This is a genomic window from Streptomyces sp. NPDC029296, from assembly GCF_055569255.1.
Window position 1 is genome coordinate 126,601 of sequence record NZ_JBVHXT010000006.1, and the last position, 21,839, is coordinate 148,439.

A 21,839-nucleotide genomic window follows, 5' to 3' on the forward strand; every position below is an offset into this window, starting at 1 on the left:
GTCCAGCGAGAAGCAAGAGGCCCTGTTGTCGAAGTGTCGCGTGGTCGTGGTCGCCGAGTCCAGTTCGTCCACTCGTGGGTGTGACTGCCTCGCCCACAGGTTCGGGAACGCGGTCGACCGGCCGCAGCGTCGGCCCCGGTACGGTTCGGACATGAGCGATGCCGAGTGGGCCGTGGTGAGGGACCTGCTGCCGGTTCCGGGCTGGCTTTCGGGCCGCGGCGGGCGGCCGGAGGGCTACTGCCACCGGCAGATGATCGACGCGGTGCGCTACCTCGTCGACAACGGCATCAAGTGGCGGGCGATGCCCGCGGACTTCCCGCCCTGGCCGCGCGTGTACGCCTTCTTCGTCCGCTGGCGGGATGCGGGACTGGTCGCCGAGCTGCACGACCGGCTGCGGGAGTCCGTCCGCCGGGCCGAGGGCCGTGATGTGGAGCCGAGTGCGGCGGTCATCGACTCGCAGTCGGTGAAGGCGGACGCCACTGTCGGCCTCGCCTCACGCGGTTTCGACGCGGGAAAGAAGGTCAACGGACGCAAGCGGCACCTGCTCACCGACACCCTCGGGCTGTTGCTGGACGTGCTGGTCACACCAGCGTCGACCACCGACCGGGACGGCGCCCGCGTCCTGCTGTCGGCGGCCAGGCACCGTTTCGGGCGGCTGGCACGGGTGTGGGCCGATGGCGGCTACACCGGCCACCTCGTCGACTGGAGCGCAGCCCAGCTCGATATCGTCCTCGACGTGGTCCGCCACAGCGACGACACACGAGGGTTCCAGGTGCTGCCCCACCGGTGGGTCGTGGAAAGATCGTTCGCCTGGTTTCTGCGCAGCCGGCGTCTGGTCCGGGACTACGAACGTCGCCCGGACACCGGCAAAGCCGTCGTCCTGTGGTCGATGACCATGCTCATGAGCCGCCGCCTGGCCGCCCGGCATCAGCGTCCTGCTGCGAAGGCGGGACAGGCAGCGTGAAGCTGCCCGGTTTCGCTTCGACCAGCCAGCCTCGTTCCACCAGCCGCTTCAGCCGTGCCCTGGCGCCTTCGACGCGGGAAGCGGACGCACTGTCCCAGCCCAGCACCACCGCCGCCCGCCGGGCACCGAGCCCGTCGCCCCCCGCATCGGCCGCGGCGGCCATCAACGCCTGATAGTCCGGCGACAGCTCCGTCACCTCATTTGCGTGCCGCCGGTGAGGCACCGCCCGGCGCCGTCCGACCACCTTCTTCTGTGACATCCCGCCGGTCGCGTCGGCGGGCGCGTCCTCCTCGGCCAGCGCCTCCAAGTACTGCTCCAGGCCGATCACCCGACGCCGGTGCACCTCCTCGGCGTCCGCCAGAGCCGCCCGCACCCGTTCCAGCTCGGCTTCGAGGTGCTTCACCTGCGCGGCTGCGGCCTTCTGCCGCGTCTCAGCACCGCCCGCACCGACGGCATCCACGACCTCCACGACTCCTCGCCCGGCAACAGATCCAGACTCCCGCAGCAGCAGCTACTCCACGCCTGACCAGCGAAAACAAGCACACGAGGTTCGGAAAGAGAACGGCCTCTTAGGCGTTGTAAGGCCCGCACCACCTCGACTTGCACCGTGCCCTACGCGGTCCGGGCCACTCGGAGGGAGTGCCACCCCCGAATTGGACTGGCCGCACTTCCGGCTGCGAGGGACCCGGTTCAGGCCTGCCCGAGGTCGATCTCCACGGCGAACGGGGCGGTGACCTTCACCACCCCGGTGTACACGTCCCCGTCCCGGTAGGTCTTCGTCGCGGGATCGAGGACATACGTGTAAACGAGGGGCACGCCCGTCGCGGCCTGCTCGATCCGCCAGTAGAAGCCGATCCCCGCCTTCGCGTACTGGTCGACCTTCACGATCCGGTCGGTGGTCTCCGAGCCTGGCGACACCACCTCGGCCACCAGCAGTACGTGCTCGGGCCGGGTGGGGGTGACATCGATCGTGTCCGCGCGGTAGACGATGACGTCCGGACGGCGATTCGTGAGCGGGACGTCCTGCAGCCGGACGTCGAAGTCCGTGTCGGCGTTCCAGTCGGGGCCTGCGGCGGCGTCAAGGGCGTTCGCCAGGACCCGGGCCAGCCGGTTGTGCCGCTTGGACGCGCTAGGGCTCACGACGACCATTCCGTCCACGATCTCAATGCCGACGCACTGTTCCTCGGACCACGACTCGTACTGCTCCGCCGTGATCTGCTCGTGCATCCACGCCGGGGCCACCATCTCGGCAGTCATGACATGCCTCCCGGACACTCTGCCGCGGGCCCGATCCCGCTGGACTCAGCGTACTGTCTGGGCCTCGTCGGGTCGGCCCGGTGAGCCTGGTCGATCTCGGCGCCGCATCTGGACCGCCGCTGCGGTTTGGCAGGCGTCGATCATCAGGGCGGCACCGGGGTGCGTGTGTCCTTCGTAGAGCCGAACGGTTACGGCACCCGCCTCACCCTCAGCGGCCTTCCTGATGTGAGTCCTCCTCCCGACCGAAGCGAATGCGCCACTCGCCGCCCTCAGGGGGTCACCGACGGCTTGCGTGCGTCCGGTGAGGAGCGCGGCGTGAGGTTCAGTGCCATTTGTCGAAGCTTGCCCCAAGGGACGAGCCTTCAGGTTTGGCGGAAACAAGCCGTTGCCCCCTCGTTCCGGGCCGCGCAGCCTTGAGGCGCGGGAGCGCTCCCACGCATCTGGCAACCCGCGCAGCGAAGACGTCCCCCACAGGAAGAAACCCGCAATGCATTGTCATGAGCATGCACCTCACCGCACCGTCCGTCGGCTGACGCTCGTCCTGAGCACCCTCATCGGCGTACTGATCAGCCTGATCACCTGGGGCGGCACCGCCTCCGCGCACGGTTCGGTGATCGACCCCGCTTCCCGCAACTACGGCTGCTGGCAGCGCTGGGGCAGCGACTTCCAGAACCCGGCGATGGCCCAGCAGGACCCCATGTGCTGGCAGGCCTGGCAGGCCAACCCCAACGCGATGTGGAACTGGAACGGCCTGTACCGCAACGGTTCCGCCGGCAACTTCCAGGCCGTCATCCCCAACGGACAGCTGTGCAGCGGCGGCCAGACCGAAAGCGGCCGCTACAACGCCCTCGACGCCGTCGGCCCCTGGAAGACGACCGACATCGGCTCCAACTTCACCGTAAAGCTGAACGACCAGGCCAGCCACGGCGCCGACTACTTCCTGGTCTACGTCACCCGGCAGGGCTTCGACCCCACCACCCAGCCGCTGACCTGGCAGGACCTGCAACTGGTCACCAAGACCGGCAGGTACGCCCCCAGCCAGAACTACTCGATCCCCGTGAGCACCTCCGGCTACACCGGCCGCCACGTCGTCTACACCATCTGGCAGGCCTCGCACATGGACCAGACCTACTTCCTGTGCAGTGACGTGAACTTCCGCTGACCCGGGCCCTCACCGGCCTCCCGCCCACCGGACGCGGCCCGGCGCCGACCGGGCCGCGTCCATCCATCCACTTGGGAGCGCTCCCAGCCCCGAGGGCCCCTCCTCCGTTCCGCTTCTCCCGCCCCCGCCCCCGTCCCCCGCCCCCTCCCGCCCTCCCCCCCACCTCCCCACCTCCCCACCTCCCCACCTCCCCAGGAGGAGCAATGCCCCTATTGCCCGCGCGGTGCCCGCGATGGGTGCGCGGACCCTTGACGGCAGCCGTGGCCCTGATCGGGCTGGCGGTGTCTCTCCTGGTCGCGGCGCCCGCCAGTGGCGCCGGCACCGGAGCCGCCGCCGGATGCAAGGTCGACTACACCGTCAACGAGTGGTCCGGCGGCTACACCGCCCAGGTTCGTGTCACCAACCTCGGCCCTGCCCTGAGCGCCTGGCGGCTCACCTGGACCTACGGCGGCGACCAGCACGTCACCTCCGCCTGGAACGCCACCGTCACCCAGACCGGCCGCTCCGTGACCGCCGTCGGCACGGACTGGAACGCCACCCTGCCGAGCGGCGCCGCCGCCGACTTCGGGGTGCAGGGCACCTGGCAGTCCGCCGACCCCGCGCCCACCGATTTCAGCCTCAACGGCGTCTCCTGCGGCGGTGACGCCACCGAGCCGCCGACCACGCCGCCCACCACACCGGGGACCCCGCCGCCCACCCAGCCGCCGGCCGGCTGCGGCGGCTCCGTCCTGTGCTCCGACTTCGAGGACCAGTCCGGCACCTCCCCGTCCGGCGCCTGGCGCTTCACCGCGCCCGACTGCCAGGGCACGGGCACGGCCACCGTCGACACGGCCGTCGCGCACAGCGGCACCAGGTCGATCCGGGTGGACGGCCGGGCCGGCTACTGCAACCACGCCTTCGTCGCCGCCACCGCCGACCTGTCGACGGCCGGCCCGGTGCTGTACGTCCGTATGTGGGTGCGGCACACCACCGCGCTCCCCTCCTCCCATGTCACCTTCGTCTCGATGCCCGACAGCTCCCAGGGCGGCCGGGCACTCAGGGTCGGCGGTCAGAACGGCGCCCTGCAGTGGAACCGGGAGAGCGACGACGCCACACTCCCCGCGCAGAGCCCGGCCGGGGTGGCGCTGAGCAAGCCGCTGCCGACGGGCAGTTGGCAGTGCCTGCGGTTCGCCATCGACACCTCCGCGCCCAAGCTGGACACCTGGCTGGGCGACCAGCAGGTGCCCGGCCTGCACGCCGACGGCGTACCCACCCAGGAGGTCGACCAGCAGTGGCTCTCGCGGACCACTCCGCCCCGGCCGACCGCCCTGCGGCTGGGCTGGGAGAGCTACGGCACCGGCGACGACACCCTGTGGTTCGACGACGTGGCCGCCGGCTCGTCACCGATCGGCTGCTGAGGGGAGGAGGCACCGGGGTCCCGTACGCACAGGGTCCCCCGCGTCCAGGGTCCCGGCCGCTTCGATCCCGCACCCCGGGATCCCGGCGGCCGGGCTCATGACCACCCGGGCTCATGACCACCCGCGCTCATGACCACTCGGACTCGTGACCACCCGGACTCACGGCCATCCAGGCTCAGGGGGCCGTTTCCCGCCCGGTCCCCCCGGGCCGATATCCCCCGCCGGGCCGGCACCCTCCGCCGGCCCCGCTCCCTCACGCCTCCGGTGTCGTGTCCTTCCTGCGCAGGACGACCAGGACCGCGCCGCCGATCACGACCAGGCCGATGGCCACTCCGGCGATCAGGGGGGTGATGGCGGAGCCGCCGGTCGCGGCCAGGTCGGTGGTGTCCACGGCGTTGCCGCCGACCGAGGCCGGGCCGGGCTCGTTGGGGAGCCGGGCCGTCTGGGTCGTGACCGCGCCCTGGGTCTTGCAGTCCAGGACGCCGGTGAAGCGGCGGCTGGGGCCGTGGGGGCCGGTGATCGTGAAGTCGTAGGCCTGGTCCTCCTGGAGCGGCACGGTCACCGTGCGGGTCGTGCCCGCGGGGATCGTGTGGACGGCGCCCATCAGCTGGAACCTGAACGGCTGGTCGCCCTTGTTCACCGCGGTGATGTCCACCCCGCCCTCGGCGCAGTTCTCGCGCGCCGACACCGCCGGTATCGCGCCCTCGGCGGCCCAGTCGGCCGTCGCGGTGGCGGAGACGGTGGACTCGCTGGAACCGGCCAGGATCTGGGTCTGGCTGCGGCTCTCGGAGGCGAAGGCCCGGCCCACCGGCACGGTCGTGGACGCCTGCACGGTCAGCTCGGCCGTGCCGTCCGCCGCGTCCTCGGGGATGTCGAAGTACAGCGGGCTGCCGTTCCTCGCCGAGGTGATCGGCTTGCCGTTCTTGTCGACGATCCGCACCCCGTTGGTGGCCGCGTCCGCCGACGGGCTCACCGTGACCGCGCTCGCGCCGGTGTGCACGGTGACCGGACCGAGCCGTTGGCCCGGCCGGCCGGCGACCGCGGGCGGGTCCAGGGTGAGCGAGGCCCGTGGTTCGGCGACGCCCCGGGCGCTCTTGTGGAGGTAGTCGGCGAGCTTCTCGGCCTGCGGGTCGAGGGCGTCGACGTCGGCGCCGTCGGAGTAGCGCCAGATGGCCACCTGGGTGCCGGCCGCCGCGTCCTGCTCGGTCAGTCCGCGCGTGCCCGCCTTCCGGCCCAGTGCGGCGAGATCGTTGACCTGGGGGTAGGAGTGCTGGAGTATCCAGCGGATCCGGCCCGCGTCCTTGTTGGTGCCCAGCGAGGTGCCGTTCCAGGACGTCTCCTGGTACCGGGCGTCCCGCTGGGTCGGGTTGTGCAGGTCGACGGAGTACGTCTGGAGGGTGCCGCCGCCGTCCACGGACATCTCGAACAGGCCCGCCGAGACCCGCAGGTCCCCGCCGTCCTCGTGGATCACGGCCTCGCCGTAGGTCTTCAGCCCGTTGTTGGTGGCCGTCGCCCCGCCTCCGGTCCGCGGTGCCTCGGCGGCCACCGCCGTACCGGCGCCGGACAGCACTCCGGCCGCCATGAGGCCGGACACCGTGGCGGCGGCGGCCAGGCGGGCGGTTCCGGTGGACCGGCACAGCCCAGAGAGCGCAGCAAGCACAGAATTCCCCTTCGAGCAGGACCCGTTGGACGTGGGGGACGGTCCCACCAGCAGAAATCGGCAGCCCCTAGGGGCACGCCCGGCATCCTATGGATCACTGGGAGGCCGACCCGTCGGTCTGATCATCCGATGGCCGATCCGATCCGTAATCGTTATCGCCGGGCCCTTCCATGGGCTGGCCATATCGACAAATCCACCGCTCCTGCGGCGTGTTCAGGCAGTGTGGCGAGCGGCGGAAGCGATTCCGGCGGCTTGGCGCACACGTCGGCGGCGGCACATGACGTCACGTCACCGGTAGGGGTTCCGGGGCCTGTTGGCCGGCCTGTTCGTCCCCGGGGTCCGGTGGGCGCGGTGTCTCCCAGTGCGGCTCCGGGCGGGTCGCCGCGGGCGGTGCGTCGGGCCGGGCCGCGCGCTGGAACAGTGCCGTACCGCGCGTCAGGTCGTGGCCCATCGCCACGGCGTCGATGTCGGCGGAGGCCCACGGCTGCTGCCCCTCCCGTGTCTCCGTGCGCACCTTCAGCCGGCCCTGTACGACGACCGGCTGGCCCACCTCCACGCACGCGGCCACGTTGACCGCGAGCTGGCGGTTGGCCCACACCGTGAAGAAGTTGGTGTGCCCGTCCGTCCAGGCGCTCTTCTCCCGGTCCCAGTAGCGCGCGGTCACCGCCAGCCGGAACCGGGCCGACGGACCCGCCGCCGACTCGCGGTAGACCGGCTGGGTCGCCACGTTGCCCACCACACAGACGATGGTCTCGTTCATGTCTCGCTCCCCTCCCCCGCCCGAGCGCTTCCGGCCGGGCGGACACACGTACGGGCCCGTCCCGTACGGCTGCGTCTGCCGTGCCGGCGCGTACGACTGCCGTACGCGCCCGCACGTCCCGCCGATCGCCGCAACCGCCCGCCGCCTGCGCGGCCGGACCGCCGTGCGATCGCCGTGGCCTCAGACTGCCTCCGTCGGGCCGGGCCCGCCGAGCACTGTGGACGGCCGCCCGCCTGTGGATAACTCCGTCACCCGCACGGGTGAAAACCCCCGCCACTCTCCCGGCCCGCTCACACCACCCCGGCCCCGCTCCGGGCGACCCTCCCGTACTGCTCCCGCACCTCCCGGTACCGCAGCAGCTCCGCCGCCACCGGATCGAGCACCCGGGCCCGGCCGCAGCTCGCCGCCGCCTCCCGCAGGCGCCGTTCCGCCTCCTGGCCGTAGCGCCGGGCGGGCCCCCGGGCCGCGATCCGGCACCCCCACTCCACCAGCGGCCCGCCGACGATCCCGCACACCATCAGCAGCACCGGTACGCCCAGGTTGGGCGCCATCAGCCCGGCGATCTGCCCGGCGAGCCACCCGCCGCCCACGATCTGCAGCAGCGTCATCGCCGCCTGGACCAGCACCGCCACCGGCCACCAGCCCGGCCGCGGTGGACGGCCCGGCGGCAGCCCGGCCCGCGCCACCAGGGCGTCCAGCGCCTCCGACAGTCCCTGCGAGCCGCGTACGGCCGCCTCGCGCACCGCCTGCGCCCACGGCGCGGGCAGCCCGGCGGAGGCCCGGTCGGAGACGGTCCGGACCGCCTGTTCCACCCGTTGCCGGGCCGTCGCCTCCTCGTCGGCCTGGGTACGGACCGCGTGCCGGCCCGTCGTGGCCTCGCCGCGGCCCTGGTACCAGCGCCACAGCCGCAGCCAGGGCGTGCCGCAGGCGCGGTTGGCGTTGCGCAGCCACGCCCGTTCGGCGGCCTCGCCCGCCGCGGTGGCGCCCACCGCGTCCGCCAGCCGCGCGGCGAACTCCTCGCGCGCCTCCTCGGTGAGGCCGGCCCGCCGCCCGGTGGCGTACACGGGCCGCAGCCCGGTCGCGGCGGCGTCCAGGTCGGCCGCCACCCGGCGGGCCGCCGCGCCGCGCTCCGCCACGAACTGGCCGAGGGTCTCGCGCAGTTCGCCGACGCCCTCGCCGGTGAGCGCGGACAGCGCGAGCACGGTGGCGCCCGGTTCGCCGTGCTCGCCGAGCGCGATGCCGTCCTCGTCCAGCAGCCGCCGCAGGTCGTCCAGCACCTGGTCGGCGGCGTCCCCGGGCAGCCGGTCCACCTGGTTGAGGACGATGAACATGACCTCCGCGTGCCCGGCCATCGGCCGCAGGTAGCGCTCGTGCAGCATGGCGTCGGCGTACTTCTCGGGGTCGACCACCCAGATCACCGCGTCGACGAGCTTCAGGATCCGGTCGACCTGTTCGCGGTGCTGTACGGCGGCGGAGTCGTGGTCGGGCAGGTCGACCAGGACCAGTCCGCGCAGCTGCCCCTCGTTGTCCGGGCTGTGCAGGGGGCGGCGGCGCAGCCGGCCGGGGATGCCCAGCCGGTCGATGAGGGTCGCCGCGCCGTCGCTCCAGCTGCACGCGATGGGCGCGGCGGTGGTCGGACGGCGTACGCCGGTCTCCGAGATGGGCACGCCAGCGAGCGCGTTGAACAGCTGGGACTTGCCGCTGCCGGTGGCGCCGGCCAGGGCGACGACGGTGTGCCGGCCGGAGAGCTTGCGGCGGGCGGATGCCTCGTGCAGGACCCGGCCCGCCTCGGCGAGCGTGTGACTGTCCAGCCGGGTACGGGAGAGTCCCACGAGTTCGCGCAGGGCGTTCAGCCGGGACCGCAGCGGGCCGTCGTAGGCCAGCGGGACCGGGACGTGCGCGCCCGGCCCGCGGTGCGGCTGCTCCGCCGCGGAGGCGCGCTCGGCGGCGAGGGCGGCGGAGCCGGCCTCGGTGACGCGTCGGGCGATGAGACCGTCGTCCCAGGTCTCCGAGGGGGTGGCGGATTCACCGTCGGTGGCGGCCGGCTTGGGGGGCGTGGTGCCGGCGGCCGCGGAACGGGGCCTCGCGGGGTGCGGGGGGTGCGGGGGGTGGGGTCGGGGCAGCGAGACACCCTGCTCGGCACCACGCCCGCGCGCGGGGCGGTCCCGGTCGGCGGTCCCGCCGGGCTCGGCGCGCCGGTCGCGGTCACGGTCACGGTCCTGTACGGCGTGCCCGTCCCGCTCGCCTTCGGCAACCCGGCCGTGGTCACGCTCCCGGTCCCGGCCGTGGTCACGCTCCCGGTCCCGGCCGTGGTCAGGCTCCCGGTCGCGGTCCTCATGCTCCCGGTCCCGGTCGCGGCTACGGCCGTGCTCGCGGTCGGCGCCACGGCCGTGCTCGCGCTCGGAGCCGTGGCCACGGTCGGGCTCGGTGTCCCGGCCGTGGTCGCGGCCGGTGCCGTCCTGGTGGCCGTGGTCACGGGCGGTGCCGCCCGGCCGGCCTTGGTGCTCCTGCTCCCGGTCGCCGTTCTCGTCCTCCACGCGCGCGTGCGGGGCACCGCCCCCGCCCTCCTCGCCCCCGTCGGCGTCGCCCTGGTCCTCGTGCGCGGGGCGGCCGTCGTCCCCGGCATCCTCCTTCACCGGGCTCAGCCGCGCATGCGCGAGGCCGCCGGCGCGTTCGGTGCCGTCCGCGCCGCCCGCGCCGGCGCGACCGCCGTGCTCCAGGGACCCGGTGTCGCCGCTGCCGCTGTCGGTGCGCCTCATGTGGTCGGTGTGCTCCGTGTGGTCCTGGTCAGTGACGGCGGTCACCGGTCACCTCTCCTTCTGCAGTACGGACAGCGCGGCGATGAGTTCGGCCTGGGGCTCGGGATGGACGTCCAGGGCGTCGAGCGGGGCGAGGCGCCGCTCGCGTTCGGCGTACATGACGCGGTCCACGTGCTCGGCGAGCAGCCGTCCGGCCCGGTCGCGCAGCCGGAGCACGCCGTGCGCGCCGAGCCGCTCGGCGAGCCCCTCGCCGGCGGTACGCGCCCGGCGCCCGCCCAGTACCGCCGTGGCGACGAGGGCGGCGACGACCTCGGGGTCGGGGGCGCCGGTGCGTTCCAGGACCCGTACCTCGTCCTCGGCGTACTCCTCCAGCTCGCGCCGCCAGCGCCGGGCCGCGAGCCCGATGCGGTGCTCGGCGCTCTCCAGGGAGGTGCCGCGGGGGGTCAGCTCGGGGGCGCGGGCGGCGGGTTCGCGCCGCCAGGCGTCGTCCACGCGCTCGTCCGCGGCGGTGACCGCGCACAGCAGCAGGGCGGCCAGGCTCTCCACGAGGGCGTCGAGGAGTTCCCCTGCGGTGCAGTCCAGTGGGAAGGCACGCCAGCGCTTGAGGGCGTCCCCGGCGAGGACGGCGCCGGACTGCAGGCGGCTGCGCACGCGCGCGTGCTCGCTGTCGTAGGCGGCGTCCACGGCGGAGGTGAGCCGCAGGGCCGCCGCGTACTGGGCAGCGGCGGCGCCGGCCAGCTCGGGCATGCGGGCCTTCAGCGAGTCGAGGAGGCCGTAGGCGGTGCGGGCCATGACGTTCTGGCGGGCGGCCGGGTCCTGGGCGTGGTGGACGAGCCAGCTCTTCAGGGGCGCGACGGCGGTGGCGGGCAGCAGTCCGGCGCCCCAGGCGGACTCCGGCAGCTCGGGCACGGTGAAGCGGGGTACGTCGCCGAGCCCGGCCTTGGTGAGCAGGGCGCCGTACTGCCGGGAGACCTCGGAGACGACCTGGTGGGGCACGCGGTCCAGGACGGTGACGAGGGTCGCGTCGTACTCCTTGGCGGTGCGCAGCAGGTGCCAGGGGACGGCGTCGGCGTAGCGGGCGGCCGTGGTGACCATGATCCAGATGTCGGCGGCGCAGATGAGCTGTGCGGCGAGGTGCCGGTTGTCCGCGATCAGGGAGTCGACGTCGGGGGCGTCGAGGAGGGCGAGGCCGCGCGGGAGGGTGTCGGCCGTCTCGACGCGGAGCACGCGCGCGTGGTCGTCGTCGGTGGGCGGGAACTCCTCGGCCGGGTCGCGGTCGGGGGCCCATACGCGGGTGAGGGCGGGGAGCACGCGCATGCCGCTGAACCAGTGATGATCCTCCGGATGGCAGACGAGGACCGGTGTCCGGGTGGTCGGCCGGAGCACGCCCGCCTCGCTCACCCGCCGGCCGACGAGGGAGTTCACCAGCGTCGACTTCCCCGCCCCGGTGGAGCCGCCGATGACGGCGAGCAACGGCGCCTCGGGGTGCCGCAATCGGGGGACGAGATAGTCGTCGAGCTGCGCGAGGAGTTCGTCGCGGTTGGCACGCGCGCGTGGCGCCCCGGCCAGGGGCAGCGGAAAGCGTGCGGCGGCGACACGGTCGCGCAGAGCGGAGAGTGTGTCGAGCAGCTGAGGCCGTACGTCCATGGTCACCACATGCGAAGAATGCCCAATTTTAGGGGAATTCTGAAGCATATAGACATGTCTGCGCGCCGACAGGACACAACGGACGGAGGGGATGAGTGGGGCACTGGCCCAGTCCAGGCATAACGAGTGCACAACACCCGGTGCGTCGGGCGCCAAAAGCGATGCACGATTCGCACCTGCCTGCGATTATCGGGAGCGCTTCACCGAACCTCCACATCGAGCCACGGAGGGGAAGCGACAGGGTCAAGGAACCGGGAGCCCTATCCTTGACCCCGGCAACGTCACGGATCGGCCCCCACCAGGCCACCAGGCACGCAGCCACCCCACCCGGCCCCCGTAGCTCAGTGGATAGAGCAGGCGCCTTCTAAGCGCTTGGCCGCAGGTTCGAGTCCTGCCGGGGGCGCCACTGACACCTCGCGAGGGTCGCATCGTTTTCACCGGCCAGATAGGCCGCGCACTACCTGTGGACATGCGCACAAACACGGTCCGGGAGCGTAGATCGCCAACAGGACCGGCACGCTGCTCCCTGTGCAGTGGCCGAGAACAGTGTTCGACGTCTCGCGATCAGAACCACCCGTGCATCACGCACGCCAACGACCCCACCGATCCTTCCCGGACGATGCCTGCGGTTGGCGAAGACAGAAGATCAGCACGCCAGTTGCAGGAGCCCGTGGTGGAGGCCGGCGCGGCGTTCACAGCGGATGCGTGGGCGTTCGAGCCGGTGGAGCCAGGCGAAGGTGCGCTCGACCACCCGCCGGGTCTTCCCCAGGCCGGAGCCATGGGTCTCATCTCGCCTGGCGATGAGCGGCTTGAGACCGCGCTTCCCCAGCAGGCGACGTACTTGTCGAAGTCGTAGCCTCGATCGGCGAACGTCCGCTCGAGCCGGTTTCGCGGGCGGCCCCGCAATCCCGCGGTCGACCGGTGGAGGTCCGACGCGATCTCCCCTTTGAGCGCCCGGACGTGGGAGCCGCCGACTGCGCAGTCGTCCATGTCCAGCGTGTCTGCAGCGCCCAGTTCAGTCAGCAGGACATGGTGCGGGGACGGCCAGACTCCGGCCTCGGTCCAGTCCCGCAGTCGACGCCGGCTGTGCCGAACTTCTGTCGCGGCGGCAGTAATGGGGCTATGCGGCCCCACGGTTCGTCCGGGACGAGATCGGCAGCCACTGCCGGACTCTGCCTGCGAAGATCGCCGGCAAGCAGTCGCCACGCCTATCTCATTCTGGAACGTTCAGTTAGCCGGGCGAGGGCCGTCTGCACGACGAAGTCCTCGTCGCCAGCACTGAGCAGGCGGGGACGGCCTCCCGCCCATCGAGGGTCCAGGCTGGCCAGGCCGATCTCGTTGAACCGCTGGATCACGTAAGGGACGGTGTCCTCGCCGGCCTGCACGAGCTTTGCGTTCGCCGGCACCCGGGCGCCGCCAGTAATCGGACACACGTATCCGGACATCCAACCGCCGGAGCTACCACCCCGCCAACCTTCCCGGTCTGAGCACAGGCGTCGCCGTACGCCGACTCAGGCCCTGGACCGGCGTCGTCCTCAACTCCCGCAGAGTGACCGGGCGTTCGGCCGGCAGTAAGACAGCCCTGGGGCAGCCGCCGCCGATGACGACAGCGATGCAGGCCGCCGCGCCCGAGGAGACTCGCTCCACCGCGCTCGCCCTGCGGCTGACCGGCAGCCGGCTCGGCCAGGTCGCCGCCCCGACCGCCGCCGGACTGGTCGCCGGGGTGGCGAAGAGGGCGGCGCCGTTCGTGTTGTTCGGCGGGCTGCTGGTCTCCTCGGAGGTCGCGCTGCGCTCGCCCGGACGGACCCGCAAGGGGGACGAACGGGTGACGCGGGAGCGCCGGGAGGGACCGGAATTGCGCCGTATGAGCGATATCTGACGCATGCCCGGCGCCGTTGCCGGGATCCGCGCGGGTCATGGGGCAGTGTCCAGGCGAAAGAGGGATTTGTATGAAAATCATCTGAACCTGGAGGAGCGCAATGCCCACCCCGACACCCCCTCATGCGATCGGCTCCCGCGCGGGTGCCACCGTCGTCCTCACTGCCCTCGCCGCGGCAGGCGCGTGGTGGGTAGCGGCGCCGAACGCGGTGGCTCACGGGGAAAACGGCGACGCCGCCCTCGCCTCTGCGGGCACGACGTGGGCGGATGTGTCACACGGATACGGGGCCCACGGGGCGGGCTATGGGGCGAATGGGGTTGGCCCCGGGGGGGTTGGCCCCGGGGAAGCCGGCGGACGTGGGGTGCCGGGGGCTCCGGGCTTTCCGGGCGTTCCGGGGACTCCCGGCGTTCCGGGGACTCCCGGCGTTCCGGGGACTCCGGGTGCTCCTGGGACTCCGGGCGCACCCGGCGCACCCAGCGTTCCGGGGGCTCCGGGCGCTCCCGGCGCACCCGGCGCTCCAGGCGCACCCAGCGTTCCGGGGACTCCTGGCGCACCCGGTGCTCCGGGGACTCCAGGCGCTCCCGGCATTCCGGGACCCCCCGGCCCACCCGGCGCACCTGGCGCTCCGGGCACTCCGGGCACTCCGGGGACTCCGGGGACTCCAGGGGCTCCGGGGGCTCCGGGGGCTCCCGGTATTCCGGGACCTCCCGGCCCACCCGGCGCACCCGGCGTTCCAGGACCTCCCGGCCCTCCCGGCCCGCCTGGCGCACCCGGCGCACCCGGCGCACCCAGCGTTCCAGGACCTCCCGGCGCTCCGGGCGCTCCGGGCGCTCCCGGCGGCCCGGAGGCACCGGGGGCACCGGGCGCTCCGGGGGGTCCCGGGGGCCCGGGGGCTCCCGGCGGTCCAGGCGCTCCCGGCGCTCCAGGCGCTCCAGGCGGCCCAGGGGGCCCCGGTGCTCCCGGCGGACCAGGCGCTCCAGGCGGCCCAGGCGCTCCGGGGGGGCCCGGTGCTCCCGGCGGCCCAGGCGGCCCAGGCGGCCCAGGCGCTCCAGGCGGCCCAGGCGCCCCAGGGGGCCCCGGTGCTCCCGGCGGGCCAGGCGGGCCAGGCGGCCCAGGCGGCCCAGGGGAGCCAGGCGGCCCAGGGGCCCCGGGGGGCCCAGGGGGCCCCGGTGCTCCCGGCGGGCCAGGCGGCCCAGGCGGCCCAGGGGAGCCAGGCGGCCCAGGCGGCCCAGGCGCTCCGGGGGGCCCCGGGGGCCCGGGTGCTCCCGGTGGGCCAGGCGGCCCAGGCGGCCCAGGGGAGCCAGGTGCTCCCTGCGGCCCGGGGGCTCCGGGACAGGGCGGTGACCACGGCGGCCCGGGGGCTCCGGGGCAGGGCGGTGACCACGGCGGCCCGGGGGCTCGGGGGCAGGGCGGCGACCACTGCGGCCCGAGGGGCGGTGTGCACGCGGGCGGCGGCGGACTCGCCGACACGGCCGCCGCGTACTCCCCGGTGGCCGCCGCGGCGGGCGTGGGCCTGGTCGCCGTCGGTGCCGTTGTGTACGTCCGGGTGATCCGCCGCCGCCCCCATGGCGCCGCGTAGACGGCGCGGGCCCCGGTACCGGTCCCGCGCCTACCGCCTGGTGCGGACGGCCGTGCTGGTGGTGGTCCTGGTGACGGTCGGCTCGCGCTGCGCGGGACAGGACACACCGGCCACGGCCGGCCGGGCGGGCGGCGCTGCCGAGGCGGCGGCCCCGCCCGCCCCGCCACCCCGCCCCCTGCCCCGGTCCCGGCCGACCTCGTTCCGCGTGCGCTCCCTGGGCATCGACGCCCCGGTCGTCCCGCTCCGCCTCAACGCCAACCAGGAGCTGCAGACGCCCCCGGTGGACCGGCCCCGGCTGGTCGGCTGGTACGAGGGCGGGCCCACGCCGGGCGAGGCCGGCACCGCGATCATCGTCGGCCACCGCGACACCCGCAGCGGACCCGCCGTCTTCGCCGGGCTCGCCCAGGTGAAGCCGGGCAAGACGGTCGAGGTGCGGCGGGCGGACGGACGTACCGCCGTCTACTCCGCGGACCGGGTGGAGGTCTTCGACAAGGCCGGCTTCCCCGACAAGGAGGTCTACGGCGCGACCGGGCGCCCCGAGCTGCGGATCATCACCTGCGGCGGCCTGTTCAGCCGGCGCACCGGCTACACCAGCAACGTGGTGGTCTTCGCCCATCTGACCGCGGCGAGATGACCGACGGTCGCGCCCGGCGAACCGGCGTCCGGTGAACCGGCGTCCGGCGGACCGCCGCCGGCAAACCAATGGCCCGGCCGTGCGACGGACTCCGCGTCCGCGCCGGCCGGGCCGTCCGCGATGACGTCCCGGTGGAACCGAAGCGTACGAACGGACCGGTGCCTCCTTCTCAACGGCGCCCGCCTCCCCCCTGACCCACACGGAGTCCGTGCACCACCGCGGATATTCCGGGGCGGCCCGCGCCAGGTCCTGCGCGGCACCGTCCTCCACCTCAGCCTCGACACCACCGGTGGACCCAGTGGTTCCTGCCGGGCGAGCCGATCCTGCTCGGGGCCCTGCCGATCGCCTGCCACGTATCCGCACGCACGGACACGAGCAGTCCGCTCGCGCAGTGGTCCGCGTACCTCACCCCCGGCGTCCCCCGGGAGGCCATCGCCGGCTTCCTCGTCGGGCTCAACGCACGGGACCGCAACACCGCCGGGCGGCAGGGAACTGGTCCTTGAAGCGGTCACCGCACGGCTGGCTTCCCGACATCGGCCAGCCGCATGCCGGAGCGATGGACGCGTCCTTCACCACCCACATCAGCCACCACGGGGAGGGCCGGTCAGGCCATGGCAGTCTTCCGGCCCTGCCGGGCGGCGGCGAAGTCCTTGCGGCAGGGGTGCGGCTCCTCCCGCGGCGCGCTGCAACGGGCGAGACCTCTGGGCCGATGCGCAGACGGCGGCACGGCTCGCCGACCGGCGCCTCGCACCAGTCGCAGCGCACTGACAGCGCGTCGGGCCGGCCCTCGGCAAGGGCCGGCCCGCGGGCCGCGCAGGCGCGGCGGAAGGACGCGAGGTCGCCACGGGTCTCCGGCGGAATGCAGCCTTCTGCAGGCATGTGACCCACGACCGTCAAGGAAACCGGCCACGACAGGACTGGTGCCACGCCCGGCGCGAACGAGATCAACGGCATCGGTGCCGGGGCTCCGTCAGCCCCGGCAAGCCGGGCGGCCGATCTGGTTGTGCGGGACACGGACAGTGCCCGACCTCGTCGTCGCACCATGCCCGCGGCCCACGGCAGCGGTACGGGCCGTTACCGAATAATCGGCCGCCCACCGTGAGGGCAAGACGTGCGGTCAGCTACGCTCGCAATCGGCGGGGAGTACTTCGTTCACCACGTGCACCGCCACAACTTCTTCCTTCTTGACATTGTGCGAGCAGTCGATCGTGTTGTCGGCGGGCCCGACGTTCGGCTGGTCGAGGACCTCGACGACGCCACAGCTAAGGATCTGCCCGCTATCGTCGAAGCCGTGCGTGTCGCCGTCGGCTGCGTGCACAGTGCCGGCGGCGCCACCGGCAACGGAAAGTGTCGTGAAGGCGCAGACCAGGGCACTCTTGAACTTCATTGAGTTTTCTCCATTTCGACCTACGGAAACAGGTCTCGTCGCGGTGGACAAGTCGTTCCGTGATTTGAGGTTGCCAGACGAGCGTGCGGGGATTCCCGCAACGTCAGGAAGCGCCTCACGCAGTAACGGCCGAGACTTCTTCGATACCGACAACACAGGACTCCTGTTGCGGCTTCCTCGATTTTGAGCACTTACTTCTGCGCATCGAGTAGGGTGTCCGCATTCCGTCCAAGTACCCGCGATTGGCCAGGACGGGCAAGGTGGTGGACCGGATGGTATGGGGAGTTTCTGCCCAGGGCTTGCGCCATACGGCGTCACTGCAACGGAACGCGTCCCAGGTAGGTCCGTGGCCGTGTTCGCGATTGAAGTCGTCGACCCAGCTCAACGCATTCTCGCGCCACGCTTCGTCGCCGACTAGATGCTTGGCCCGCGCGTACGCCTCGATGGTACCCACGTGCCATTCTGTATAAATCCGGTAAGAATCCAGGATGACTTCGGCGTCAGCCTCGTCGGGACTCGAGCAGAGGGGGCAGGCAACGGCCGCGGCCACGGCTCGCCGTACTCGGGCCATACGTTGAGGAGTCATCTCTGCGGAACAGGAAGTCACTCTCGTTTCAACGCTTTCCGAAATAACGCATAGCAAGAGAGAGCGCGGAGCGGTCTCCAACCCGGCGGCTGGAGACCGCTCCGATCTGACCGGTGAGCAGCTGGTCGCGCCCGTCCTGGTGATGTCTGAACGACTCAGAACGGTTTGCTGGACCCGCGGGTCAGCGGCAGCCGCGAGTGCCTGCTAGTCGTGCTTCTTGAAGACGTTCGTCTTCGAGAAGCTGTCGTCGTCGTGGACGACGATGAGCTGCTTCTTGTCCTCCTCGTAGTTCTTGGAGCAGTCGATGTTGTTGTTGGCCGAGGACAGGATCGGGATGTCGATCACCTCGACCGTGTCGCAGCTGAGGATCTTCGAGTTGTCGTCACGCAGGAAGTCGTCGGCGTCGGCAGCCGAGGCCGCGGAGGCAGCGCCCCCGGCCACGGCCAGCGCGGTGAGGGTGCAGGCGAGCGCCTTCTTGAGAACCATGTGGGTCTCCTGTGGAGTTGGGTTGGTCGGAGCATGAGAACGGGTGAGTTCCTGAAAGGGCGTCACCCGCACTCAGTGGTACCGCGCTGTCAGCCATGGCGTGGGGCTGTGCTTCCAGCGCGACCAATTAGTGAACGAATCCGCGGCCCGACGGATGTTGCTCCCACCGGGTGAAGCCTCTACCGAGGAACCGCGGACGTTGGCGCCCGACTCTCCGCGCACCGAACAGTCGATGCCGGCCTGCGACACCGATGCGATCGGGAGGTCGAGCACTTGGATGCTCACACAGGAAAAGTTCCGAGTGTTGTCAGCGAACGTCCGGGCTCCCTCATATGCGTGAGCGGTTCCGCCTTGCAGAGCAGTCATGGACACCGCACACAGCGAGCCGAGTCGGGCATTCGACAGGCCGTTGTTCCTGTCCGACCGGTTCCCAGCGGGGGGGGGCTCAGCCCGCACTGTCGCAGGGCAACGGAAGCACGGTGCCGGACGGTATTGCCGCGCGGGACGAGGCATTGCCGCGCAGATCAAGTGTTCGCTGGCCGGGATGACATACCGAGCCGACCCCGCCCTGGTGCGATGAAGACGCAGGGCAGTGGGGCCCCGCACGCCTCCCCGCTTCACTCCGTTGGAGCAAAACCTGCAGATGGCCGCTTCGTTTCTAGGGTGTAGTCGCGCTGCAGACGCTTGGTCATTCGCCCGCACGAATCGCTAGGCGCGGCAGCCGCCGAACGCGCGCCGCTCCCCCCAGAGCCCGTGCTTTCGACTCCCCATCACCCCAACAAAGGAGACTTCTCATGGCTCTCAAGAAGGCGCTCGCCTGCACCCTCACCGCGCTGGCCGTAGCCGGTGGCGCTGCCTCCACGGCCTCGGCTGCTGACAACGACACCCCCAAGTTCGACAACAGCTCGCAGATCCTCAGCTGCGACACGGTCGAGGTGATCGACATCCCGATCCTGTCCTCGGCCAACAACAACATCGACTGCTCCAAGAACTACGAGAAGGAGCAGCAGAAGATCGTCGTCGTGGACGACAACGACACCATCCGCGAGGCCAACTTCTTCCTCGACAAGGACGAGTACCGCTGACGACGGCAGGCAGCTGACGCGGCCTTCCTGACCAGCATTCGTTTTCCTTTCCCAGCGGCTCCCGATCCTTTTTCGGGGGCCGCTCCCTCGTGTTGTGCGCAGCGGGACGACCGTGCAGTGGCCTTGGACGTCTCCGCTGTGGCCCCGGGGCTGTGGTCGGCCGACTGGCCGGTGGCCGACGGACGGTCAGGCCGGGCAAGCCAGGTGTCCAGGTGGCATGTCGGGAAGGTGATCACCGTCTGGTGTCCGTGCCCGTCCCGTGCGGGGCGCTGCGTGGGAAACGCGGCGGCCGGTCTGCCGCCGCGCTCCCCGGAGACAGACGGAGAACGTCTCCCATCGCGAAGGCACCGCTGTCGCTGCCGTCATCGGCGCCGCGGTGATCAGGGGGGCCGGGCCGGCCCCGGCCGCGGCGGGTGCCCGGGGCGCCCGGCCGTCGGACCGCCCGGCGCTCCGGCCGGCAACCCGCTTCAGGTACCGGCGTACATCCCGGCCAACCCGTGCGGACTCTCGGCGTCATCAGTTCGCCGAACCCGGCCCCCGGTGACGCCCGCCCCGCCGGCAGCGGTGAAGGAACGCCCGGCGACAACGGCCGCGGCGGCTGGTCGGACCGGCACATCCGGTCGCGAGGCCCGGAACTCCGGGCGCAGGACTTCGTGCCGCGACCGCGGCACACGGGGTCACGCGTACCGGTAGATGCGGCTCATGTCCTCCAACTGGTCCGGGGTCTCGCTCCACGGCGGCAGCTTCTGGTGCCGGGCCACGACCCGTCCGTGCTGGGCGTCGCCGGCGCCGGGCGGCTTGGCCGGCAGGTAACGGTGGCTGCGGTGGGCCCGCTGCCAGCGGTACCACTGGAGGTCCAGGAAGGCATGGTGCAGCCAGAACACCGGGTCGTTGACGGACGCGCCGCCGAGCATCGCGCCGCCGACCCAGCGGTGCACCCGGTTGTGGTTGCGCCAGGAGGCACTGCCGCTGCCGGTCCCCCAGCCCTCCAGCTTGTTGCGGAAGCCCTTGCGGACGGTCGAGTCCCAGGGCCACGCGTCGTAGACGGGATCATCGAGCGCCGACTGCAGCTCGCTTTTGGTGGGCAGTTGGAGGGGAGCCGCCGCGCGCCCCAGGTCCCGGGTGAGAAACCTGCCGTCGGTGACGCCCTCCTTGAGGGTCCAGTGGCCCGCCGAATAGGCGAACGGGCCTGTCATCACCTGCCGGTCCGATCTCCGGCCGTTCCCGCCGAGAAGGTCTTTCGTCCACGGCACGGAGGTCGTCGTACGATCCCGGGTCCAGTCCCAGTACGGCACCGTCACCGAGGAGTCGACCCGGCGCAGGGCCCGCTCCAGTTCGAGCACGAACCTGCGGTGCCAGGGCAGGAAGGACGGCGCCATGTGCGCGCTGCGCAGCCCGTGCTCGCCGTCCGGGTTGAAGTAGTCGAGGTGCATGCGCACGAACTCGTCGTACTCACCCCGTCGCTTGAGCGCCAGCAGCGCGTTCACGAACCGGCGCCGCTCCCCGGCGGTGAGGGTGCGGACGTTCTTACGCACGTACGTCATGGTGTCCCCCCGTGTGAGCGTGGCCGCCCGGGTGCGCGCCGGAGGATCCGCCGTCGGACCGGTCCGGTGCCAGGTCGCGGAGGCGCCGGCCGGGACCGACCTCGTCCACGGCCGCCCGGGTCGCCTCCAGCGGGGTCCGGTACGACGTGTAATGGTCGACCATGCTCAGCCAGGTGCCGTCCGCCCGGCGCATCAGGTGCAGCGGACGTCCGTCGACAGTGATCCGCCATGCGCCGCCCGCCGCCCCACGCCCCACCGCAGGCATGAGGACGCCCTGGATACGGCGGCCCCGGTAGACCTCGTCGAAGGAGCCACCGTCCGCTTCCCCGGTCGGGGGCACGGGCCGGGAGGCGGCGAGGACCGGGGTCAGCGCCAGCGCGGCGGTGACGGCCAGCAGCCCCCGCCCCACCTCCCTGCGGGTCGGTCTGGCCGCCTCTGTCCCGGCCTGTTGCCGGGCACCGAACTCCACTTCACCGACACTGACGACCATGCTCGCTCCTCGTCCGGTTACAGATGTCCCTACCGGCCTAACCGGACGGAGGCGCGCAGGGTCACCGCCGTAGAGCCATACGGAGGGTGCGGCTGTGAGCGGTCACGGTGCGGGACAGGGGCGAGGGCGCCGTCCTCGGGACATCCGGCGCCCGGCGGGCCGAAGCTCTCACCGGCGGGCGCGGGCAGGGGACCTTCACGACAGGCGGGGCGCGGGGCCCGCACCGGCGGCTCGGTGGGTGGCCCGGACCTCATGCGCGCGATCACCGGCGGGCAGGTACACGCCGGCGGTGGCGTTCGTGTGGGCGGAGAGCCCCGGGTCCTGTCGTCGAACTCCCGCCGTCCGCCCGAGGGCCGGGCCTCGCGGCGTCAGGTGCGTGCTCCGGTGATCCCGGCCGGAGGTGGGGAGAGCGCCGGGCGCTGGCCCTCGTACGGGATGTACGTGGGTCCGGGCCCGGTGCGGCGAGGCGCGTCCGTGCCGCCGAGCAGCCGGGCCGCGGCGGTGGGTGCGGGTCCGAGCCGTCACCCGGGGAGCAGGCGGGCAAGCGGGGCGGCCGGCCGTCA

Annotated in this window: 18 protein-coding genes, 1 tRNA gene and 2 pseudogenes; 9 read left to right on the forward strand and 12 right to left on the reverse strand. The window is 72.5% G+C overall.

Annotation, left to right across the window (positions count from 1 at the left end; all coding sequences use genetic code 11):
• The first annotated feature begins 151 nt into the window (after positions 1-151).
• Entirely contained in the window at positions 152-964 is an 813-nt protein-coding gene (locus ACZ4W9_RS07340) for an IS5 family transposase (protein WP_467933811.1), read from the forward strand.
• On the opposite strand, the gene ACZ4W9_RS07345 is transcribed toward ACZ4W9_RS07340, so the two are convergent.
• Both ACZ4W9_RS07345 and ACZ4W9_RS07350 read right to left on the reverse strand, forming a co-directional pair.
• Complete coding sequence (locus ACZ4W9_RS07345; RefSeq protein ID WP_467933812.1) at positions 900-1,433, reverse strand: hypothetical protein; 534 nt, start codon at positions 1,431-1,433, stop codon at positions 900-902. The genes ACZ4W9_RS07340 and ACZ4W9_RS07345 overlap by 65 nt on opposite strands.
• Before the next feature lie 221 nt (positions 1,434-1,654).
• Positions 1,655-2,221, reverse strand: a complete 567-nt coding sequence (locus tag ACZ4W9_RS07350; RefSeq protein WP_467933814.1) for a Uma2 family endonuclease — start codon at positions 2,219-2,221, stop codon at positions 1,655-1,657.
• Positions 2,222-2,708: 487 nt separating this feature from the next.
• Between ACZ4W9_RS07350 and ACZ4W9_RS07355 the strand changes: the two genes are divergently transcribed.
• A complete protein-coding gene (locus ACZ4W9_RS07355; protein ID WP_467933815.1) occupies positions 2,709-3,383 on the forward strand; it encodes a lytic polysaccharide monooxygenase auxiliary activity family 9 protein in 675 nt (224 codons plus the stop codon).
• Between the two features lie 203 nt (positions 3,384-3,586).
• The gene (locus ACZ4W9_RS07360) at positions 3,587-4,780 is read left to right on the forward strand and encodes a cellulose-binding domain-containing protein (protein WP_467933816.1); all 1,194 of its coding nucleotides are present in this window, start codon (positions 3,587-3,589) and stop codon (positions 4,778-4,780) included.
• Positions 4,781-5,033: 253 nt separating this feature from the next.
• On the opposite strand, the gene ACZ4W9_RS07365 is transcribed toward ACZ4W9_RS07360, so the two are convergent.
• The 4 genes from ACZ4W9_RS07365 to ACZ4W9_RS07380 all read right to left on the reverse strand — a co-directional run bounded on the left by ACZ4W9_RS07365 (position 5,034) and on the right by ACZ4W9_RS07380 (position 11,606).
• Positions 5,034-6,362, reverse strand: a complete 1,329-nt coding sequence (locus ACZ4W9_RS07365) for a TQXA domain-containing protein (RefSeq protein ID WP_467933947.1) — start codon at positions 6,360-6,362, stop codon at positions 5,034-5,036.
• A gap of 361 nt (positions 6,363-6,723) precedes the next feature.
• Entirely contained in the window at positions 6,724-7,200 is a 477-nt protein-coding gene (locus ACZ4W9_RS07370) for a single-stranded DNA-binding protein (RefSeq protein ID WP_467933818.1), read from the reverse strand.
• A gap of 290 nt (positions 7,201-7,490) precedes the next feature.
• The gene (locus tag ACZ4W9_RS07375; protein WP_467933819.1) at positions 7,491-10,004 is read right to left on the reverse strand and encodes a GTPase; all 2,514 of its coding nucleotides are present in this window, start codon (positions 10,002-10,004) and stop codon (positions 7,491-7,493) included.
• Positions 10,005-10,007: 3 nt separating this feature from the next.
• Positions 10,008-11,606, reverse strand: a complete 1,599-nt coding sequence (locus ACZ4W9_RS07380; protein WP_467933820.1) for a dynamin family protein — start codon at positions 11,604-11,606, stop codon at positions 10,008-10,010.
• A 330-nt stretch (positions 11,607-11,936) separates the two neighbouring features.
• Between ACZ4W9_RS07380 and ACZ4W9_RS07385 the strand changes: the two genes are divergently transcribed.
• Positions 11,937-12,012 (forward strand) — tRNA-Arg (locus ACZ4W9_RS07385).
• Between the two features lie 240 nt (positions 12,013-12,252).
• On the opposite strand, the pseudogene ACZ4W9_RS07390 reads toward ACZ4W9_RS07385, so the two are convergent.
• Positions 12,253-12,686, reverse strand: a pseudogene (locus ACZ4W9_RS07390) (transposase); the annotation flags it as partial.
• Between the two features lie 128 nt (positions 12,687-12,814).
• On the reverse strand, positions 12,815-13,051 hold the full coding sequence (locus ACZ4W9_RS07395) for a helix-turn-helix domain-containing protein (protein ID WP_467933822.1): 237 nt from the start codon (positions 13,049-13,051) through the stop codon (positions 12,815-12,817).
• A 137-nt stretch (positions 13,052-13,188) separates the two neighbouring features.
• On the opposite strand from ACZ4W9_RS07395, the pseudogene ACZ4W9_RS07400 reads away from it, so the two are divergent.
• From ACZ4W9_RS07400 to ACZ4W9_RS07415, 4 genes and pseudogenes are all read left to right on the forward strand, one after another.
• A pseudogene (locus ACZ4W9_RS07400) lies at positions 13,189-13,485 on the forward strand (MFS transporter); the annotation flags it as partial.
• A 1,438-nt stretch (positions 13,486-14,923) separates the two neighbouring features.
• Positions 14,924-15,064, forward strand: a complete 141-nt coding sequence (locus tag ACZ4W9_RS07405; protein ID WP_467933824.1) for a hypothetical protein — start codon at positions 14,924-14,926, stop codon at positions 15,062-15,064.
• A complete protein-coding gene (locus ACZ4W9_RS07410) occupies positions 15,051-15,698 on the forward strand; it encodes a class F sortase (protein ID WP_467933825.1) in 648 nt (215 codons plus the stop codon). The genes ACZ4W9_RS07405 and ACZ4W9_RS07410 overlap by 14 nt, the downstream gene beginning before the upstream one ends.
• Before the next feature lie 335 nt (positions 15,699-16,033).
• A complete protein-coding gene (locus ACZ4W9_RS07415; protein ID WP_467933948.1) occupies positions 16,034-16,201 on the forward strand; it encodes a DUF317 domain-containing protein in 168 nt (55 codons plus the stop codon).
• A gap of 614 nt (positions 16,202-16,815) precedes the next feature.
• On the opposite strand, the gene ACZ4W9_RS07420 is transcribed toward ACZ4W9_RS07415, so the two are convergent.
• Both ACZ4W9_RS07420 and ACZ4W9_RS07425 read right to left on the reverse strand, forming a co-directional pair.
• Positions 16,816-17,085, reverse strand: a complete 270-nt coding sequence (locus tag ACZ4W9_RS07420; protein ID WP_467933827.1) for a hypothetical protein — start codon at positions 17,083-17,085, stop codon at positions 16,816-16,818.
• A 790-nt stretch (positions 17,086-17,875) separates the two neighbouring features.
• Complete coding sequence (locus ACZ4W9_RS07425) at positions 17,876-18,157, reverse strand: hypothetical protein (protein WP_467933828.1); 282 nt, start codon at positions 18,155-18,157, stop codon at positions 17,876-17,878.
• 794 nt (positions 18,158-18,951) lie between these two features.
• Between ACZ4W9_RS07425 and ACZ4W9_RS07430 the strand changes: the two genes are divergently transcribed.
• Entirely contained in the window at positions 18,952-19,242 is a 291-nt protein-coding gene (locus ACZ4W9_RS07430; protein WP_467933829.1) for a hypothetical protein, read from the forward strand.
• A gap of 677 nt (positions 19,243-19,919) precedes the next feature.
• On the opposite strand, the gene ACZ4W9_RS07435 is transcribed toward ACZ4W9_RS07430, so the two are convergent.
• The gene (locus ACZ4W9_RS07435) at positions 19,920-20,786 is read right to left on the reverse strand and encodes a tyrosinase family protein (RefSeq protein WP_467933831.1); all 867 of its coding nucleotides are present in this window, start codon (positions 20,784-20,786) and stop codon (positions 19,920-19,922) included.
• On the reverse strand, positions 20,770-21,276 hold the full coding sequence (locus ACZ4W9_RS07440; RefSeq protein WP_467933832.1) for a tyrosinase family oxidase copper chaperone: 507 nt from the start codon (positions 21,274-21,276) through the stop codon (positions 20,770-20,772). Before ACZ4W9_RS07440 ends, ACZ4W9_RS07435 begins: the two co-directional genes overlap by 17 nt.
• Positions 21,277-21,839 lie beyond the last annotated feature (563 nt).

Excerpts from the sequence above, each read along its gene's own strand:
- ACZ4W9_RS07395 (WP_467933822.1), bottom strand. The coding sequence starts at position 13,051 with ATGTCCGGATACGTGTGTCCGATTACTGGCGGCGCCCGGGTGCCGGCG.
- ACZ4W9_RS07440 (WP_467933832.1), bottom strand. The coding sequence starts at position 21,276 with ATGGTCGTCAGTGTCGGTGAAGTGGAGTTCGGTGCCCGGCAACAGGCC.
- ACZ4W9_RS07420 (WP_467933827.1), bottom strand. The coding sequence starts at position 17,085 with ATGAAGTTCAAGAGTGCCCTGGTCTGCGCCTTCACGACACTTTCCGTT.
- ACZ4W9_RS07435 (WP_467933831.1), bottom strand. The coding sequence starts at position 20,786 with ATGACGTACGTGCGTAAGAACGTCCGCACCCTCACCGCCGGGGAGCGG.
- ACZ4W9_RS07365 (WP_467933947.1), bottom strand. The coding sequence starts at position 6,362 with ATGGCGGCCGGAGTGCTGTCCGGCGCCGGTACGGCGGTGGCCGCCGAG.
- ACZ4W9_RS07360 (WP_467933816.1), top strand. The coding sequence starts at position 3,587 with ATGCCCCTATTGCCCGCGCGGTGCCCGCGATGGGTGCGCGGACCCTTG.
- ACZ4W9_RS07340 (WP_467933811.1), top strand. The coding sequence starts at position 152 with ATGAGCGATGCCGAGTGGGCCGTGGTGAGGGACCTGCTGCCGGTTCCG.
- ACZ4W9_RS07425 (WP_467933828.1), bottom strand. The coding sequence starts at position 18,157 with ATGGTTCTCAAGAAGGCGCTCGCCTGCACCCTCACCGCGCTGGCCGTG.
- ACZ4W9_RS07350 (WP_467933814.1), bottom strand. The coding sequence starts at position 2,221 with ATGACTGCCGAGATGGTGGCCCCGGCGTGGATGCACGAGCAGATCACG.
- ACZ4W9_RS07380 (WP_467933820.1), bottom strand. The coding sequence starts at position 11,606 with ATGGACGTACGGCCTCAGCTGCTCGACACACTCTCCGCTCTGCGCGAC.
- ACZ4W9_RS07430 (WP_467933829.1), top strand. The coding sequence starts at position 18,952 with ATGGCTCTCAAGAAGGCGCTCGCCTGCACCCTCACCGCGCTGGCCGTA.
- ACZ4W9_RS07370 (WP_467933818.1), bottom strand. The coding sequence starts at position 7,200 with ATGAACGAGACCATCGTCTGTGTGGTGGGCAACGTGGCGACCCAGCCG.
- ACZ4W9_RS07410 (WP_467933825.1), top strand. The coding sequence starts at position 15,051 with ATGGCGCCGCGTAGACGGCGCGGGCCCCGGTACCGGTCCCGCGCCTAC.
- ACZ4W9_RS07355 (WP_467933815.1), top strand. The coding sequence starts at position 2,709 with ATGCATTGTCATGAGCATGCACCTCACCGCACCGTCCGTCGGCTGACG.